Genomic DNA, 14,755 nt, shown 5'->3' on the forward strand with positions numbered 1-14,755 from the left:
CAGGGGGTGTCAGCGGTCGCTGTCAGGGCGCGTGACACCCGCGCCTGCCTAGGGGAACGGGTGTCACGGGGCCCTGACGGTGTCAGGCGTCAGGCGGGTGTCAGGGTCGGTATGATCCGCCACCGGCCGGTCTTGCCCGTCTCCTTCAACCGGCCCTCCAGGTACGCCTCCTTGAGGCGCTCGGACACCCACGGGCGGGACAGGTTGTGCTCGTCGCACCAGTCGTTGAAGTCCTTCGGGCCGACGACCATCTGTCCCTTGCGCTCGAACTCCTCCAGCGCCTGGACGAAGAGCTGCCGTGCCTCCTCGGGCGACGGCTTGCGTCCGGTGGTCTGCCTGACGAGCGGGGTGTCGTCGCCCTGTTCCGACTCCGGGAGTTCGGCCTCGGGGTCGATGTCGTCGTCCTCGGGGTCCACCAGCGGCTCATGCTGCATGTCGTCGTCCTCCTCGACGGCTTGCTCGTCGGCGTTCCGGTCGGTGTACGCGCGTCCGGCGACGCTGGTTGCGGCGGCCTCGGTGATGGGGTCGATGGCCATGCGGACGGCGGCGAACTCGCGGGTGACCCACGTGAGCGCTACGGGGTCGTTGCGGAAGGTCCGGCCGGGGGTGGACCACAGTTCCTCGTCGATGCCCTTGGCGACCAGGTAGTTGTAGCCGGGTCGCTTGTTGCCCCATGCCCCGGGGTTGGCGCCGGCGTCGAGGACCTCGGAGGGGAGGGCGAATCCGGCGTCTTTCTCTTCGACGCCGAAGCACAGCGACGCGGGCAGGGACGCGCGGGTGTCGGTGGAGATCTGGTATCCGGACGCGCGCTGCATCGAGACCACCAGCCAGATACCGGCCGACCGCGCCTCTTGGGCGATGTTGGTGAACGCGTCGTCGTCGACCGCGCGGAGCGTGTTCGCGGCCTCCTCGAACCAGGAGATCAGGTACGGCATGCCGGGGCAGCCGCACGCGCGCCCGTCACGCAGGCAGGAGTGCGCAGGGGCGTTCTGCACCTGGGCGGCCTCTGGTGCCCAGCTGCGGTACTTGTGGTCACCGAGCCACTTCTGGCGGGCCGGGATGGCCACCTTCAGGGACTCGATCATCAGCTCTGCGCCGGACGGGGTGGTGACCACCCAGTCACATGCGGCGAATGCCTCGCCCAGGTCCTGGCCGACCTTGGGGTCGGACAGCCACACGGCCACGTCACGGCGGGTGAGCACCTCGCACAGGACGTCGAGGGCGCCCTCGGTCTTGCCGGAGCCGGTCATCCCCATGATGAGCAGGTGCAGTGCCTCGGGGATGGTGAGTTGCAGCTTGCGTCCGTCCTCGTAGACGCCGATGACGATCGGTTCCGTGATCGAGCCACCAGGGGCGGACGGGCCGGGGTACCAGATGATCTCCTTCAGCATGTCCTTCGGGACGATGGTGACCGTGCCGCGCGCCGCGGACTCGGGGTCGGGCCGGTTGCGCACGCTGTTGGCGGGCACGTCGAGGGCTGCCGCGATGTTCGGCAGAGCCTTGCCCACGTCTTCGTTGGTGCCCTCTCCGGCCGGCAGCGCGTAGGGCACGGTGACCTTGTTGGGCTCCACCGTGACGTTGCCGATCTGCGCCTTGGCCAGGCCCACCTTCTCCAGCAGGCCCTTGTCGGAGTTCTCGCCGCTGCCGTCGCTGGTGCGGAGCATCATCCGCACGTTCCACGACAGGGCGAGCGTCGCCCCGCCCATGAGGTACGCGTCCGGGAGCGGGCCGGTGAGGGGTCCGGCGAGCGCGGCCGCGGTGAACCACGTCGTACCGGCCGCCACCGTGATCGCGGAGTGCAGGCGCCGCTGAGCGCTCGTGTTGCGTCCGGCCCACCACGTCACCGCGGTGAGCGCGACGGAGGAGAGCGTCAGGCCCACACCGGCCGCTGCCGAGTCGGCCCACATCTGATTGCCGCCGACACCTGCAATACCGACGCCCGCCGTCACCAGCCACGGGGGAAGGTGCGGCATGGCACGGGCCAGCAGGTACTCCCCGATACCACCAGAACGACCGTATCCGGGCTGGGCGTAGGTGGCGACGAGACCGTTGCCAAGGTGGTCCATGACTTCACGGCCGCGCCTGTTGTTCCTGGTCATGTACGGGTCTCCTTACTGGTCGGTCCAGTTGACGACCGGTCGCTGAGGCTTCCGGGCGCGGTGGCGGACGCGGTTGATCTCCTCCTGGAACTCCTGCTGATAGGCGGAGTAGCAGGCGGCGGCGTTCTTGCCCGCGGACTGCAACGCGTCAGCGGCCTTCTGCATCTTGCGAGCCACCTTGGCCGCACGGCGGCGCGAGCCGAACGGCTTGCCCTCGGGGTCGGGCACCTCGCTCAGCACGCCCTTGAGGATCTCGGCACCCATGGCCACCTCGATGGACAGAGCCACGGCAGCGGCGCGCAGGGTGTTGCAGTACTGCCGGGTCTGCGCCGGAGAGAGAAACTCCGGCGCCGGGAGCAAGGTCTCCGGGCGCGGCCCGCCGCCGGTGCGGGCCACGCTCTTGTTGTTGTTCACGGTGACGTTGATCGGCGGAACGAACGAGCTGCCCATCGCGCCGACGAACCCGCCCGCGGCGGCGCCGGCGTTGGCGAACTTGCCAGTCTTGGGGTCGTTGACCGGCCCGCGCGCACGCTGGCCATTGGTGTGCTGCGCCATCAGACGATCTCCTCAGGGGTCTGGGTGCGGCGGACGATGAGCCACACGGTCTGCGCGGCGATCAGGGTGAGCAGCCAGAGCAGCTCCAGCGGCCCAGCGAGGGGGCCGAACCCGGCGGCCAGCGCCACCCACGCGGACGCGGTGACCGCCAGCGCGGCCAGGCCGGTGCGCCAGCCGAGGGTGGTTCCGGTGGCGGGGCGGCGGCGCTGCATGACCAGCAGCCACACCAGCGGCGCCGCGGCGACGGGGGCGAGGAGCAGCCCGGACCACCACGCCAGCACGTGCAGGATGGCGGTCACCGGCAGTGCGAGGACGGCGAGGGCGGTCGGGGCGAGCGCGCGGCGGAAGCGCCACAGCGCGCGGCCGATGAACCCGAACGCTTCGCGGGTCAGGGAGGGGCGCTCGGGGACGACGATCACGAACGGGTCGGAGCGCCGCCCACGCTGACGGGGGATACGGACGGTGTGGACACCCGCCGCCGTCTTCACGGCGCGGGTACGGGTACGGCTGGACACAGCGAAACTCCCAGGTCGGAGGGGTTTTAGGCGGCGCGCTGTTCGTCGTCGGGGAACGCACACGGCACACACACGCCGAGCGAGGCGGGGATGACGTATCCGGCGTCGGTGCGGCACTGCGGGCAGGTGCGGCGGGCAGTGTTGGCCTTGCCGAGCGCCGCCCACTTGGCCGGGGTCATGGGGCGCACGGGCTTGGCCTGGTCGACCGCGTAGAGGTAGGCGACCAGCGGCGGACGGCGACGGCGTGGACGCTCGATCTGCGCGACCACGTCCTGACCACCCGGCCGTAGCCCCTTGGCACGGAGCTGACGGCGGGTGGCCAACCCGTCCGGCGCCAGACGCCAGACGTAGACTGGTATCGCGGCCATCAGCGGCCCGCGATCGCCAGCTCAGCGCCACCGGTGCCGGGGTCGCGGTGTTCCGCGTAGCGGGTGGAGACCCAGCCGACCGACCAGCCGCACAGTTCGGCGGCGGCCCGCACCGGCAACCCAGCCTCGAACGCGGCCCTCACGACCGCGTGAGCACGGTCCTCGGGGAGCTTCTCCGTGGCGGGCCCGGCGGCCAGCAGCGCGGCGCGTTCACGCTCGGCCCGCTCCTCGCGCTCAGCGCGTTCACGGCGTTCACGCTCGGCCTGCTCGATCCGTGCGGCGTGTTCACGGCGCTCCCGCTCGGCACGCTCGCGTTCGCGGCGCTCGGCCTCCTCGCGTTCACGGCGTTCACGCTCCTGCCGCTGGTGTTCACGCTCGCGCTCAGCGCGTTCACGGGCCTCACGCTCGGCACGCTCGCGCGCCGCCGCCTGCTCGCGTTCCTCCCGGCGGGCCCGCTCTTCCCGCTCGGTCTGTTCACGGGCCAATTGGGCTTCGTGGTCGCGCTGTTCACGGGCCAGCATCGCGGCATGCTCGCGCTCCTCACGGGCCAGCCGCACAGCGGCCTCACGCTCCTCGCGTGCGGCTTGCCGGCGTGCTTCCCGTTCGGCTTGCTGCCGCTCTTCCAGCGCGGTGACGGCCGCCGCGATCGCGCGCCGGTAGGCCAGCCCGGTTTCCGCTGTGACGATCAGCAGCAACGGGGCGACCGCGTGCACGGCCACGCCCACCAGGTCTTTCGCCAGCGCGGAGTCAGCGACGTTCAGGGCGAGCGTCATGCAGCCGGTCATCCACCGCAGGACCACCGGCCACCGGCCGCCATGGCCCCCGAGACGGGCCAGCACCGCATCGAGCCGCACCACGATGACCACGGCGGCGTCCACCACCAGGGGCAGTATCGGGGCCGTCCAGTCCCACTCATTCGGCGTGTGCTCGGCAGCGAGGGGGGTGACGGTGAGGATCGAATACAGCATCGCGCCCGCCACGATCAGCCACGTACCGATCGACAGCGCGCGCTCGGCTGAACGGATCTGAACGGCGTTCACGCGCCCGCCCCCGTCCATGAACGCACCCGCACGGCGGCGATCAGGACGACCGGCGAAGCGGGGTCCTCGGGGTCGTCGCGGTCCTCGGTCCACTGCCACTCTGCGCCCGGGACCGGCTCGAACCCGAGCACGCTGAGCGCCTGTGAACGCTCGGTGAGCGTCGGCACCGGCAGCGCCCGGTCAAAGCCGAACTCCGGCCAACGCTCGGTGGTGTTGAACAGCACCACGTACAGCCGCCACCGGCCCTTGAACACAGACATCTGCGCCGTGAACTCGCCCGCCATCAGGCCACCACCGATGAAACGGCACCGCCCCGGTTCGCCAGGGTCCGGCGCGCGGCCAGCACCTTGCGCCGCGCCCGGCGGATGCGCTGGTGGTCCACCTCGGTCGGCGTCCGGTCGAGCAGGCTGATCTGCACGTCCAGCAACTCAACGTCAGCCTCGATCAGCGGCGTCTCGTGCGCGATGGCGTCCAGCTCCGCGAACGTCGGCTCGCGGTCGAAGTCGTCGGCGGCGGTAACAACCGCCTGAACAGCACCGATGTGCTTCATGGGTCGTGGTTCCTCTCAGGGTGGTACGGCCCGAACAGCGGCCCCGGTGTTCGAGCACCGGGGCCGCGCGCCGTTTGAAGTCGGACGATCCGGCTCCCCGTGCTCCCGTCCGTCGACCAACCGCGTGCGGCGGTGGACGGGCGGGAGAGGCAGCCGGCCGCAGCGCTAGCCGCTGCGATGCCAGGAAGAGGGCGGACCGGGAATGCCGTACGGGCGCCGCTGGCCGGTCCATCGCGGCGGCGCCCACCGATGTCGTCGGTACACCGGGGTTCCTCTCAGTCGAGATCAACAGGGATGAAGCACTGCAAGGGGGACCAAGTCCCCACACGCCGGCCGTTGCTCGCGGTCACCGGGCCACCTCGCCAGTACGGGCCGAAACCCTGTTCCACCTGGCCTTTAGCGGGATTGCAGCGTCCCCGCCTTCAGCGCTCGGGAACGGCCACTGAGGGCCGCTCACCGGTCTTGCGTGATGCAGTACCTGTATTACAGGTACTGCATCATAGTCTCGTCAAGTTGTCCGACGGGACTTCTTGGGTTGCGCCGGAACTTCTTGGCGCACCATCAGAATCACTCCAGGTCAGGGGAGTTGTGCACCTCGCCCGTAGACAGCTTCGGGGCATCTGGCTACCGTCGAGACGTCCCTAGACGTCCCATCGGGGGTGCAGATGTCCAACGAGCGCTTGAGGTCAGCCCTGTTGGCGCGAGGCATGACGGTGCAGAGCCTGGCTGACGAGATCGGGGTCAACCCGAAGACGGTCGAACGCTGGATAACCCAGGGGAAGGTGCCTTACCGGCGTCATCAGTACGCGACGGCGTCAGCGCTCCGAGTGGGCGTGACGACCTTGTGGGATGACAGCCGTAACACGGAGAGTTCGGCGGATCTGAGCAAGGCGGAGATCATCACGGTCTACCCGCACCGCCACCTGGTCCCGTCCGGGCTGTGGCACGAGATGTATGGGCGTGCTCAGCAGTACCTCGATGTCCTGGTCTACTCGGGACTCTTCCTGTCCGAAGATCCGCGATTCCTCGAACTCCTTCGGCAGAAGGTAGAGGCCGGAGGGACCATGGGGCAGACGCAGGTGCGCATCCTGCTAGGCGACCCTGACTGTGCGGCGGTGAGGCAGCGCGGCATAGATGAGGGCCACGGCATCATGGACGGCAAGATTCGCAACGCCTTGATCAACTATCGTCCGCTGTTCGACAGCCACCCGGAGATCCGGTTCCGGCTGCACGACTCCACGCTGTACAACTCCCTGTACCGGGCGGATGACGAGATCCTGGTGAACACCCACGTTTACGGGGTGCCCGCCTACCTCGCGCCCGTTCTTCACCTGCGCCGCGTGCCGGGCGGCGGACTGTTCGAGACGTACGCGAATAGCATCGAACAGACCTGGGGTGGAGCACGTCAGGCGACAGAAGCAGACTTCAAGGGAGCCTGAGCATGGGACGCGTCGACTACTACAACGACCCCGCCGCGCCGCCGGCCAACTCGGTGGTGCCCTCCGTCGTGGCGTTCGTGCAGAACGCGGTAGGGGATGTGCTCCTGATCAAGCGCTCCGACAATGGCCGTTGGGCGCTCCCTGGGGGCGGGCATGACGCGGGCGAATTCATCAGTGGCACGGTCGTGCGGGAGGTCTGGGAAGAGACCGGGATGAAGGTCGAGGTCACCGAGCTGACGGGCATCTACACCGACCCTGGGCACGTCCTCAAGTACGACGACGGGGAAGTCCGTCAGCAGTTCAGCATGTGCTTCCGCGCGCGGCTAATCGGCGGTGACATCCGTACGAGCAGTGAGACGACACAGGTCCGTTGGGTTGCCCCGACGGACCTGTCTGAGTACGACATCCACCCGACCATGCGACTTAGGATCCACCACGCCATGGACCGGACACGGACCGCTCCCTACATCGGCTGACGCTTGACCGCGGCGAGCCGTTCGAGGACGCGCGCCGTGCTCGCAAGGATCTCCGGCTCAGCGCGGCGGATGAACGTCCCAATGAGACTGTCCGGCCCGTACCGTCCGGCGATCTCGTTCACACGGTCGACGGGGCCCGTCGGCACGCCGTCAGGCGTTGTGTTCATGTCGCAGTAGATGAGCGCGTCCGTGAGTTCGGGAGTTTCGCGCGGGAACTCTGCCTCCAGTTCCTCGCGTAGTCCGCGGGCTTCCGCTTCCATCCACGCGCAGGAGTGGTGGGCAACGAGCCGCACGACCCTGTCATCGGCCTGCGCCACGTCCCGCAGGTACCGGGCGCCGTCCAGCGGGTGAAAGCCGGTCTTGGCCAAGTCCGGGGCGTAGCCGACGTCATGGAGGACCGCCGCCGCTTCCAGTAGTTCAGCATCCGGGCCCAGCATGGGTGCAAGCGTGCGTGCCCGTTCTGCGACCCCGAGTGAGTGCTTCCAGCGGCGCGGCAGTGGCTCTGATAGCAACGATTCGGCGAGGGGGTAGGCCCACTCCGTCAATCCCGTCAAGGCTGCGAACGCCCCTCTCGACTCGGCACCGCGCGGACGGTTCGCACCTTGCCCTGCCCTCCCTCCGACAGCCATCCGGCTGCCTCCAGTTTGTCCAGAGCCTTAGTCACGGTGGGGCGTGAGACTCCGAACCGCTCGGCCAGAACCGATGCGCTGGGAAACGCTGCCCCTACCGGTATGCCCTCATCCCTGATGATGTCCCCGATGCGGTCTGCCAGCGGCCGGCGGTCAGTCCGCTCACCTGCTCGTACGACCCGCCAACGCCCACCCGGCACCGGTTCGGCGACGCCTTCTTTCTGCAGCGCGCCGAATGCCCGGAGCACGACCCCGCGCGATACTCCATGAGCCTTCATGAGCTCGGCTGCCGACGGCAGCTCCGTCATGTCCAGGTTGGCCTTGATCTGAGCCTCCACCGCTGCCGCGATCTCCAGGAAAGTCCCCCGAGGGTTGGCCTCCTGCGCCATGCGGTACCCCTCCCTGGTTGTCCTTCACCGTCTATACGTACTTGCCAGTGTGCACGGCACTGTGAGCCCAACTGGGTGCGGAGCACGGCCTCACCCAGCGTGAGAGTGCCCACCGGAGCACGGGGTAGGTGAGGAACTAGCAGGGCACCTTGCACGATCGTAAACTTGTCACAGCACCGGGCCGGGGGGCTCTAGATCCGGTGCGTTCTCAGCCAAATGCTCCTCGATCGCCTTAATCAACTGACTCTTCCGCAAGCGCTGAGTTCCCCTTATGCCCACACGTTGGGCAAATTCCTGCAGCTCAGCCAGAGGAAGCCCCTGCAATTGCCGCGCATGGTCAATACCGCCGTCTGGCGCAACAGATGCCACTCTGTAAGCTGGCCTCTCCACGGTTACTCTCTGCACGCCGCTTCGTGAGTAGCGGACTGCATCCTCAATGTCTACTAGGCGTCGTTCCTGCTGCCGGATGAGAACCAACAGTTCTGCCAGAATATCCGCGTTACTGCGGGAGGAGTGAGCCCGTGCGCTCCCGGGTGCCTTTCGAATCTTCGCTAGCTCTGAGTTCAGGTCTGGCCAAGAGCGCTCGAAAGCCCTGTCCAGCCTTTCTGTCGGTATGCCAGCTCCTTTTAGAGCTGTGTTAATGTCTCGCATAAGCTTATGCACGTCGTCCTTGGACGCGCTATCAGTGGCCTGGAACTGTGACAGAGGGCCAGTCAGGTCTGCGGGGCTCATGTCGAGCAAAAGAGGGCTGACGAGAGACTCGTCGATCTCCTTAGAAAGCGCGCCAGCTTCGAAATTAACCCACGGTGAGTTTTGATTCTCCGGTGTGACGCAAATGATCCCGTAGCGCGACTCTGAGAGTTCGTCGGCTATGTCTCTCAGGCCCCGACTTCCCTTCATGATGTCCTGAGGAGAAACCCACGGTTCTACGGCCTGGATTACATCAGGGAGCCATGTCTTGAGTGCCAGTGCCATCGCCTTGGCGCGGTCTCCAGACCAGCTCAGAAATACTTTCAAGGCGTTATCCAAGACTTCCTCCGTCAGGTGCCGTATTCGCACTCACGTATTGCGCAAGCTCAACTGGGCAGCAATACGTACGGGCCCGCTTCTTTCTAGAGAGTGCGAAGAAAAGCGTCAATTTCCAGCATGTTTATGTGGTCGTAGTCTTTCGGGTGGACTACGATTTGAAGGTGCTTACACACTGGGTCCTGTCTTGAGCGTGCCACGAAAGAAAGGGCAATCATCTTGAGTAGGCTTTCTCTGTTCAAGCAGGACACTCGCGCCAACTCCGATCCGATGATCGGCATTGAGACGGTCTTCCTTTGGGCGTGGAGGTAAACAGCGTTCCATGCAGCGTCTAGACTTCTCCACAAGTAGTCAACATTAGATTTCGCGATAAGATCGTTCTGCATCTCGGAGTAGGCGACGCAGAAGTAGTGCTGTGAAGGTTCTCCGAGTGTTACCACGGTAGATATAGGGTAGCGTGTCAGCTTTCCGTTCGGCTTGTCTGATCTGCTTTCGCTAGTTCGTGCAGGGACGCTGCTGAGTCGATCTGACAAGTCGTCATCAAGCTTTAAGGTGTCCCCCGCGTATACTTTTTTTTGGAACTGGCCTTGGACGCTCTCGGGAGAGATGACGAGACCGTCCGTAAGATCCGTATCAAAGGTATCAGTGAAGCCGACTATGAGATGGGAGGGCTGCTCGAAGAGATCCCCCACCTTTACCGTTACGGTCATGTCAGGGTTGGAGAAAGACCGGGACACGCTGCGCTGAGGCCAGGATCTGATTATGCCGAAGACCAGTGAGGCAGCGAGGAGCGCTGCGAGTAGGATCCAACGCTGTGAAGTGGACGGCCGGACGTCCCCCCAAAGGGCAAGAGCTACCTGCAGAACAGCGGAAAGAAGACCGAAAGCTCCGAGCGTGTTCTGTGAAAAAAGCGTCAGGCCTCTCTGAGTCCTGAACAGTTGACCCAGGTCATGCATGATAATCAGAGGCCCAGTCGCTCGTAGGCGGATTTCTTGTAAAAATGTGGTCCGATTTTTGGTGTCGCGCTGACGATGTTGCTTGTGAATGCGGCAACGTATTCGTTGAGCGCATGCGCAATTATGGTTGGTTGGAAGGAGACGCTGATCGAATAATGTTCGCTCAGCGTCGACGGAATTTTCGCCGACTGGATAGACCTGGAGCCGTTGAGGTTAGCAAAGACAACTGGAAGATTTCGGCGCTTAATGGCCTCGATCTCATAATACAGAAAGCTCGAAGGTCTGGCGGCTTTGGGGCGGGTAGTGTCACTCAGAAGGACTACCGTCTGCTTTGTGTTAGAGAGTCGCTCGCCCAACCTGCGACGGATCGTATCCGGGTGGCTCGTGTCGAGGGCAATATTTATATCGTGCGCATCGAAGAAATCGAAATCAATATTCACGTTGTCGCGCCATGCCTCCATGAGGCGGTAGCAGTGAATATCTTCGCTGGCGAAGGCAACGTAAGTCTTGTTGCGATAAGCCATAGCCCCCCACTTTCCTGCCGCTCCGTAACGCCACTGCGACGGAACCCGCTTAATGGGACGACGTTAGACCATGGCAGACGGCACCGCCAGATACTTCGGAACAATGCGGCACTACGGGGGACTAGACAGGATGGCTGAGAGCCGGGCCGTCCGAGGCCGGCCAACGGCGACCACCAACGACCATGAGGGCGCGGCTGACTGCCGCGCCCTCATGGTGTTAAGCCAGCTAGACCCGCGTGCCCAGCCCCATCCGCGACCGCCGGCTGTCGATCGGGATCGCGGTGCCCGTGTACAAGGGCCAGAAGTAGATGGTCTGCCAGGCCGAAGCGGTCACACTGATGTTCTGACTGCCAACAGCGGGAGGAACCAGTGGGGGAGAACCGTAAGGCTCTTGAGCACGAGGACGGCATCGTATGGACAGAGGACATTGAGCAGTTCGACTATGTTCGGCAGTCCGTTGAACTATCTGCCGCGACGCGCCGGCGCCCCGTCCCTTGGCGAGGCACCGGGCGGCGGGTCGGCTACGCCGTGCTTCGTCCCGATGCTCCGAGTGGAGATGTGCCCGGCAACTTCGTTCGGCGGGTCTTTTGGGTCAAGGAGCACGACAGGTCCGAACAGCCGAACGGTACGTATAGCCGCACCGCGCCGAGTGAGGCAGTTGACCCACGGACAGTAGCTCCGGGCGTCTGGGGGGAACTCACTGAGCGCGCGTGGGGGGCTCCACTGTCTGAGGGCTAGGCATCTGACTCAGCCTCTGGGGCACACGTGGGGCACTAGGGCGCTCTGCGGCGGAATCCCCTAGTCAGGTCCTGTCTGCCGCGCGGTCTGTAAATCTGCCGGCTCAGCCTTCCCAGGTTCGAATCCTGGCGCCGCCACACGGGAACGAAGGGCCCGTGACCTGCTGTAGGAGCAGGTCACGGGCCCTTCGTCATGCCATCTTTCCTCGCCCTCCTTCAGCATGCCTTTTCGGGATGCGACCAGTGGGGTGAAAGGGCACGGTGGTACTGGGGGTGCGTCGTTTGGAGGTGATGAACATGCGACACGTGTTTCCCAGCGTGACTCTGGTCGCCTCTCTCGTCTTTGGGGGAGGCACGGCCTTGGCAGTGCCTCACAGCGCCCAGTCGGAGGCGCCTCGTGCGACGTCGGCGAGTGCGGTGCTGCCCGAGCACGGATCCCAGGATGTCTGCAACTTCACCAAACAGCGTCCAACGCTGCAGATCGGCTCCTCAGGACGCGCTGTCCAGCAGGCCCAGTGCTATCTCAACAACGCCATGAGTAGCGGAAACCTGGACGTGGACGGCGACTTCGGGTCGGTCACCAAATCGGCGGTACTGCGGTTCCAGCACTGCGCCGGCATCACCGTGGACGGGGTCGTGGGCGCCCAGACGTGGTCCTTCCTGGTCTTCTGGGCCAACTCGACGGACACCGTCTGCTGATCCGACCGTTCGCCACCGGCCCGCCTCCCAACTCCTGACTCCTGACTCCTGTGCGACCCAACTCCTGTGGCAGGGCCCGCCGGACACACTGAGGGCACACTGAGACCATGTCGTCGCGTCGCAGAAGGTGCCCCGAGTGTCGTCGCGAGATCGCCGTGGTCGCCGGGCGGTTCGCGCGCCATGATCCGCCGGGGTCGAACGGTGGGCTGGTGTCGTGTCCCGGGTCGCGCAGGCAGGCGGAGGCGGGAGCGGCCCAGCCGACGCTGGACGGGTACGTGGTTCCCGACTTCCCTGGCCAACTGCCGCTGTTCTGAGGCGTCGCAGAGGTGCTCACCGCATCGTCGCAGACGTGCTCACCGCATCCGCGAAGCCATCCCGCGGCTCGGCCTCAGGCTCGGCCTCAGTTGCCCGCCACCGACTTCACCGCCACCGACACCGGCGTCGAGCCGCTGATCAGTTCCAGGGTCAGGCCGGCTGTGGCCGGGGTGTCCACCAGTTCCGCGAGGACGGTGGCCACGTCGTCGCGCGGGATCGAGCCGCGCCCCGTTGAGGCCTCCAGGCGGACGAGGCCGGTACCGGGGTCGTTCGTCAGCGAACCGGGGCGCAGGATCGTCCAGTCCAGGGCGCTCTGCTTCCGGACGTATTCGTCGGCCTTGCCCTTGGCGCGCAGGTACGCGTCGAAGACGTCGTCACCCTGGTGATCCGGGTCGGCGGCCATCGCCGACACCACGATGTGGCGGCGTACGCCCGTCCGTACCGCGGCGTCCGCGAAGAGCACGGCGGCGTCGCGGTCCACGGTGTCCTTGCGGGCCGCTCCGCTGCCCGGGCCCGCGCCCGCCGCGAAGACGGCCGCGTCCGCGCCCTGCAGATGCGCGGCGACCTGCTCGACCGTGGCCGACTCCAGGTCGCACAGCACCGGTTCGGCACCGACCAGCCGCAGGTCGTCGCCCTGTTCGGGACGGCGGATGATGCCCGCGACCTCGTCGCCGCGCCCGGCGAGCAGCCGCTCCAGCCGCAGCGCGATCTGACCATGACCCCCAGCGATAACAATGCGCATGTCTTCGACCGTACGCCCGACCGGACCCATCCGCCGCATGGCTTGCCGACCGACTCCGACCCGACTCCGACCCGACGCCGACCGGCTCCGCCACCCCCGAGAGGCCGCCCCCGAGAGCCCCCGCCGTCCCCGAGAGTCGCCCGCGAGTCGCCCGCGAGAGCCCCCGCCCTCCGGCCCTCAGAAGCCCTTAAGACGGCTCGCCCCGGCCCTGTCTGGGCAGGTCCAGTGCCGCGGCCGCCGCCGAGTTGCAGTACTCGCGCACCGCGCTGGTCCGTGCCACCACGCGCCCCCGGTGCACCACGATCCGGCTGTACGCCAGTGAGAGCGCCCCCGAGAGCCGGTCGCCCCGAACAGCGAGGAGTTCCGCCGGGAAACCCGCCTCCACCCGCACCTCGGGGAGCCCCAGAACCCTCCGCGCCGACGTACTCACCGTGTCGTACGCGTCCTCGGCCCGCAGGCCGTGGCGGGAGGCCAGCAGGTACGCCGCCTCCAGCGGATCGCCGCGCCCCACCGGGTTCGACACGTCACGCAGGGCGCCACTGCCCGCCGCGACCCGTACTCCGGCCGCGCGCAGCAGCCGTACGGGAGCCGTGCCCCGGTCGTCCGCGCCCCCGCAGCCGCCCTGAGGGAGGCACACCACACTGATCCCCGCCGCCGCGAGCTGGTCCGCCGCTCGCGCCGCCGCCTCGGCGGGCAGGCGCTCGAGCCCGCCGCACGGACCGAGCGCCACCCCGGGCCGCAGGCCGCCCGCCATCGCGGCGAGCCGGCTGAGCCGCGCCGGGTCGGAGCCGTCGACGTGCAGGTCGACCGGGCAGCCCTGTTCGGAGGCGATCTCCAGGACCGCCTCCACGTACCCCGTGGGATCAGGGTCCAGATCCGGACGGCCGCCCACCACGGAGGCGCCCATCTTCACCGCGTCCCGCAGCATCGCGAGCCCGTCGGCCCCCGCGACGCCGGTCAGCAGCCGCGGCATCGCCACCGTCGTCAGCTCGACCATGCCGCGCAGCGACCGCCCCGCCCGGAGCACCGCCGCCAGCGCGCCAAGCCCTTGTACGTCGCCCACGTGGACGTGCGAGCGCAGGGCCGTCGTCCCGTGGCCGAGCTGGAGCAGCGCCGCCTCGGTGGACCGCCGCTGGACGTCCTCGGTGTCGTACGAGACCGGTCCGTCGGCGTCGGCCGACAGTGCCGTGTCGCCGTGTGCGTGCGGCTCGGCCGGGGCCGGCAGCAGCAGGTAGCCGCCGAGGTCCACGCGCGCGGAGTGCCCGCCGGGGCCGCCGCCCCCTCCGCCCGCCAGACTCCCCGCCGTGCCCACCGCCTCGATGCGTCCGCGGCACAGCCGTACGTCCACGGTCCGGCCGTCGGTGAGCCGCGCCCCGCACAACAGCAGGGCGGATCCCTCGGGCTGTCCCGACGCGGAGCCCGATGAAGGGTTCGACGCGGAAGAGGAGGGCTGCGGCTGACTGTCGGGCATCGCACTCCTGGGGTAGGCCGTGCGCGAGGAGGACGCGCAAGATCACGCAGAGTGAGTCGAGCCTAGGGCGGCGGACCGCCGGCTTCAGGGAGGAGCGGAATAGTCGTACCGGTGTGGTCCTCCGCGTCTGCGGGGTGTGATCGGGGACGGTCCCGACGGCTTGCCCTCCTGGTCCAGGGCGATGGCGGCCGTGACATGTGAGGTGGCCGAGGGCGGTGAAGCGTC

The 14,755-nt window shown here is 67.2% G+C and carries 18 protein-coding genes and 2 pseudogenes; 5 read left to right on the forward strand and 15 right to left on the reverse strand.

Annotation, left to right across the window (positions count from 1 at the left end; all coding sequences use genetic code 11):
• Positions 1–89: 89 nt before the first annotated feature.
• The 7 genes from traB to AB0959_RS16005 are packed head-to-tail and all read right to left on the reverse strand — an operon-like array spanning position 90 to position 5,127.
• On the reverse strand, positions 90–2,099 hold the full coding sequence (gene traB / locus AB0959_RS15975; RefSeq protein ID WP_366827005.1) for a plasmid transfer protein TraB: 2,010 nt from the start codon (positions 2,097–2,099) through the stop codon (positions 90–92).
• A gap of 12 nt (positions 2,100–2,111) precedes the next feature.
• Positions 2,112–2,654 carry a plasmid transfer protein TraA gene (gene traA, locus AB0959_RS15980; RefSeq protein ID WP_366827006.1) on the reverse strand — a complete coding sequence of 181 codons (543 nt, stop codon included), beginning with the start codon at positions 2,652–2,654 and terminating at the stop codon, positions 2,112–2,114.
• Positions 2,654–3,169, reverse strand: a complete 516-nt coding sequence (locus AB0959_RS15985) for a hypothetical protein (protein ID WP_366827007.1) — start codon at positions 3,167–3,169, stop codon at positions 2,654–2,656. The genes traA and AB0959_RS15985 overlap by 1 nt, the downstream gene beginning before the upstream one ends.
• 26 nt (positions 3,170–3,195) lie before the next feature.
• Entirely contained in the window at positions 3,196–3,537 is a 342-nt protein-coding gene (locus AB0959_RS15990; RefSeq protein WP_366827008.1) for an RRQRL motif-containing zinc-binding protein, read from the reverse strand.
• Entirely contained in the window at positions 3,537–4,577 is a 1,041-nt protein-coding gene (locus AB0959_RS15995) for a DUF2637 domain-containing protein (protein WP_366827072.1), read from the reverse strand. Before AB0959_RS15995 ends, AB0959_RS15990 begins: the two co-directional genes overlap by 1 nt.
• Entirely contained in the window at positions 4,574–4,861 is a 288-nt protein-coding gene (locus tag AB0959_RS16000) for a DUF6303 family protein (protein ID WP_366827009.1), read from the reverse strand. Before AB0959_RS16000 ends, AB0959_RS15995 begins: the two co-directional genes overlap by 4 nt.
• On the reverse strand, positions 4,861–5,127 hold the full coding sequence (locus AB0959_RS16005; protein WP_366827010.1) for a DUF6284 family protein: 267 nt from the start codon (positions 5,125–5,127) through the stop codon (positions 4,861–4,863). The genes AB0959_RS16000 and AB0959_RS16005 overlap by 1 nt, the downstream gene beginning before the upstream one ends.
• A 665-nt stretch (positions 5,128–5,792) precedes the next feature.
• On the opposite strand from AB0959_RS16005, the gene AB0959_RS16010 reads away from it, so the two are divergent.
• Together AB0959_RS16010 and AB0959_RS16015 are read left to right on the forward strand one after the other, a co-directional pair.
• A complete protein-coding gene (locus AB0959_RS16010) occupies positions 5,793–6,566 on the forward strand; it encodes a helix-turn-helix transcriptional regulator (protein WP_366827011.1) in 774 nt (257 codons plus the stop codon).
• 2 nt (positions 6,567–6,568) lie between these two features.
• Positions 6,569–7,042, forward strand: a complete 474-nt coding sequence (locus AB0959_RS16015; protein WP_366827012.1) for an NUDIX domain-containing protein — start codon at positions 6,569–6,571, stop codon at positions 7,040–7,042.
• On the opposite strand, the gene AB0959_RS16020 is transcribed toward AB0959_RS16015, so the two are convergent.
• The 6 genes and pseudogenes from AB0959_RS16020 to AB0959_RS16045 all read right to left on the reverse strand — a co-directional run bounded on the left by AB0959_RS16020 (position 7,030) and on the right by AB0959_RS16045 (position 10,566).
• Positions 7,030–7,596 (reverse strand): HD domain-containing protein, encoded by a 567-nt coding sequence (locus AB0959_RS16020; RefSeq protein ID WP_366827013.1) that lies wholly within the window; start codon positions 7,594–7,596, stop codon positions 7,030–7,032. The two genes, AB0959_RS16015 and AB0959_RS16020, sit on opposite strands and share 13 nt — an antisense overlap.
• Positions 7,593–8,060 carry a GntR family transcriptional regulator gene (locus AB0959_RS16025; RefSeq protein ID WP_366827014.1) on the reverse strand — a complete coding sequence of 156 codons (468 nt, stop codon included), beginning with the start codon at positions 8,058–8,060 and terminating at the stop codon, positions 7,593–7,595. The genes AB0959_RS16020 and AB0959_RS16025 overlap by 4 nt, the downstream gene beginning before the upstream one ends.
• Before the next feature lie 168 nt (positions 8,061–8,228).
• Positions 8,229–8,384 (reverse strand): annotated as a pseudogene (locus tag AB0959_RS16030) (Rho termination factor N-terminal domain-containing protein); the annotation flags it as partial.
• A gap of 357 nt (positions 8,385–8,741) precedes the next feature.
• A pseudogene (locus AB0959_RS16035) lies at positions 8,742–9,119 on the reverse strand (toll/interleukin-1 receptor domain-containing protein); the annotation flags it as partial.
• A 53-nt stretch (positions 9,120–9,172) separates the two neighbouring features.
• Positions 9,173–10,042 (reverse strand): macro domain-containing protein, encoded by an 870-nt coding sequence (locus tag AB0959_RS16040; protein WP_366827015.1) that lies wholly within the window; start codon positions 10,040–10,042, stop codon positions 9,173–9,175.
• A 5-nt stretch (positions 10,043–10,047) separates the two neighbouring features.
• Positions 10,048–10,566, reverse strand: coding sequence for a TIR domain-containing protein (locus AB0959_RS16045; protein ID WP_366827016.1), 519 nt, complete (start codon positions 10,564–10,566; stop codon positions 10,048–10,050).
• A 369-nt stretch (positions 10,567–10,935) separates the two neighbouring features.
• Between AB0959_RS16045 and AB0959_RS16050 the strand changes: the two genes are divergently transcribed.
• The 3 genes from AB0959_RS16050 to AB0959_RS16060 all read left to right on the forward strand — a co-directional run bounded on the left by AB0959_RS16050 (position 10,936) and on the right by AB0959_RS16060 (position 12,316).
• Positions 10,936–11,304, forward strand: coding sequence for a DUF6009 family protein (locus AB0959_RS16050; RefSeq protein ID WP_366827017.1), 369 nt, complete (start codon positions 10,936–10,938; stop codon positions 11,302–11,304).
• A 365-nt stretch (positions 11,305–11,669) separates the two neighbouring features.
• The gene (locus AB0959_RS16055) at positions 11,670–12,002 is read left to right on the forward strand and encodes a peptidoglycan-binding domain-containing protein (RefSeq protein WP_366827073.1); all 333 of its coding nucleotides are present in this window, start codon (positions 11,670–11,672) and stop codon (positions 12,000–12,002) included.
• 107 nt (positions 12,003–12,109) lie between these two features.
• Positions 12,110–12,316, forward strand: a complete 207-nt coding sequence (locus tag AB0959_RS16060; protein ID WP_366827018.1) for a hypothetical protein — start codon at positions 12,110–12,112, stop codon at positions 12,314–12,316.
• A gap of 86 nt (positions 12,317–12,402) precedes the next feature.
• On the opposite strand, the gene AB0959_RS16065 is transcribed toward AB0959_RS16060, so the two are convergent.
• A complete protein-coding gene (locus AB0959_RS16065) occupies positions 12,403–13,059 on the reverse strand; it encodes an SDR family oxidoreductase (protein WP_366827019.1) in 657 nt (218 codons plus the stop codon).
• A 187-nt stretch (positions 13,060–13,246) separates the two neighbouring features.
• Positions 13,247–14,530, reverse strand: coding sequence for an amidohydrolase family protein (locus tag AB0959_RS16070; RefSeq protein WP_366827020.1), 1,284 nt, complete (start codon positions 14,528–14,530; stop codon positions 13,247–13,249).
• Between the last annotated feature and the right edge of the window lie 225 nt (positions 14,531–14,755).

Source organism: Streptomyces sp. NPDC046862, from assembly GCF_040704615.1.
GTDB lineage: Bacteria > Actinomycetota > Actinomycetes > Streptomycetales > Streptomycetaceae > Streptomyces.

Coding starts and splice junctions, on each gene's coding strand:
- AB0959_RS16065 (WP_366827019.1), bottom strand. CDS start 13,059: ATGCGCATTGTTATCGCTGGGGGTCATGGTCAGATCGCGCTGCGGCTG.
- AB0959_RS16040 (WP_366827015.1), bottom strand. CDS start 10,042: ATGCATGACCTGGGTCAACTGTTCAGGACTCAGAGAGGCCTGACGCTT.
- AB0959_RS16010 (WP_366827011.1), top strand. CDS start 5,793: ATGTCCAACGAGCGCTTGAGGTCAGCCCTGTTGGCGCGAGGCATGACG.
- AB0959_RS16015 (WP_366827012.1), top strand. CDS start 6,569: ATGGGACGCGTCGACTACTACAACGACCCCGCCGCGCCGCCGGCCAAC.
- AB0959_RS16060 (WP_366827018.1), top strand. CDS start 12,110: ATGTCGTCGCGTCGCAGAAGGTGCCCCGAGTGTCGTCGCGAGATCGCC.
- AB0959_RS16025 (WP_366827014.1), bottom strand. CDS start 8,060: ATGGCGCAGGAGGCCAACCCTCGGGGGACTTTCCTGGAGATCGCGGCA.
- AB0959_RS16000 (WP_366827009.1), bottom strand. CDS start 4,861: ATGGCGGGCGAGTTCACGGCGCAGATGTCTGTGTTCAAGGGCCGGTGG.
- traA (WP_366827006.1), bottom strand. CDS start 2,654: ATGGCGCAGCACACCAATGGCCAGCGTGCGCGCGGGCCGGTCAACGAC.
- traB (WP_366827005.1), bottom strand. CDS start 2,099: ATGACCAGGAACAACAGGCGCGGCCGTGAAGTCATGGACCACCTTGGC.
- AB0959_RS16070 (WP_366827020.1), bottom strand. CDS start 14,530: ATGCCCGACAGTCAGCCGCAGCCCTCCTCTTCCGCGTCGAACCCTTCA.
- AB0959_RS15990 (WP_366827008.1), bottom strand. CDS start 3,537: ATGGCCGCGATACCAGTCTACGTCTGGCGTCTGGCGCCGGACGGGTTG.
- AB0959_RS16045 (WP_366827016.1), bottom strand. CDS start 10,566: ATGGCTTATCGCAACAAGACTTACGTTGCCTTCGCCAGCGAAGATATT.
- AB0959_RS16005 (WP_366827010.1), bottom strand. CDS start 5,127: ATGAAGCACATCGGTGCTGTTCAGGCGGTTGTTACCGCCGCCGACGAC.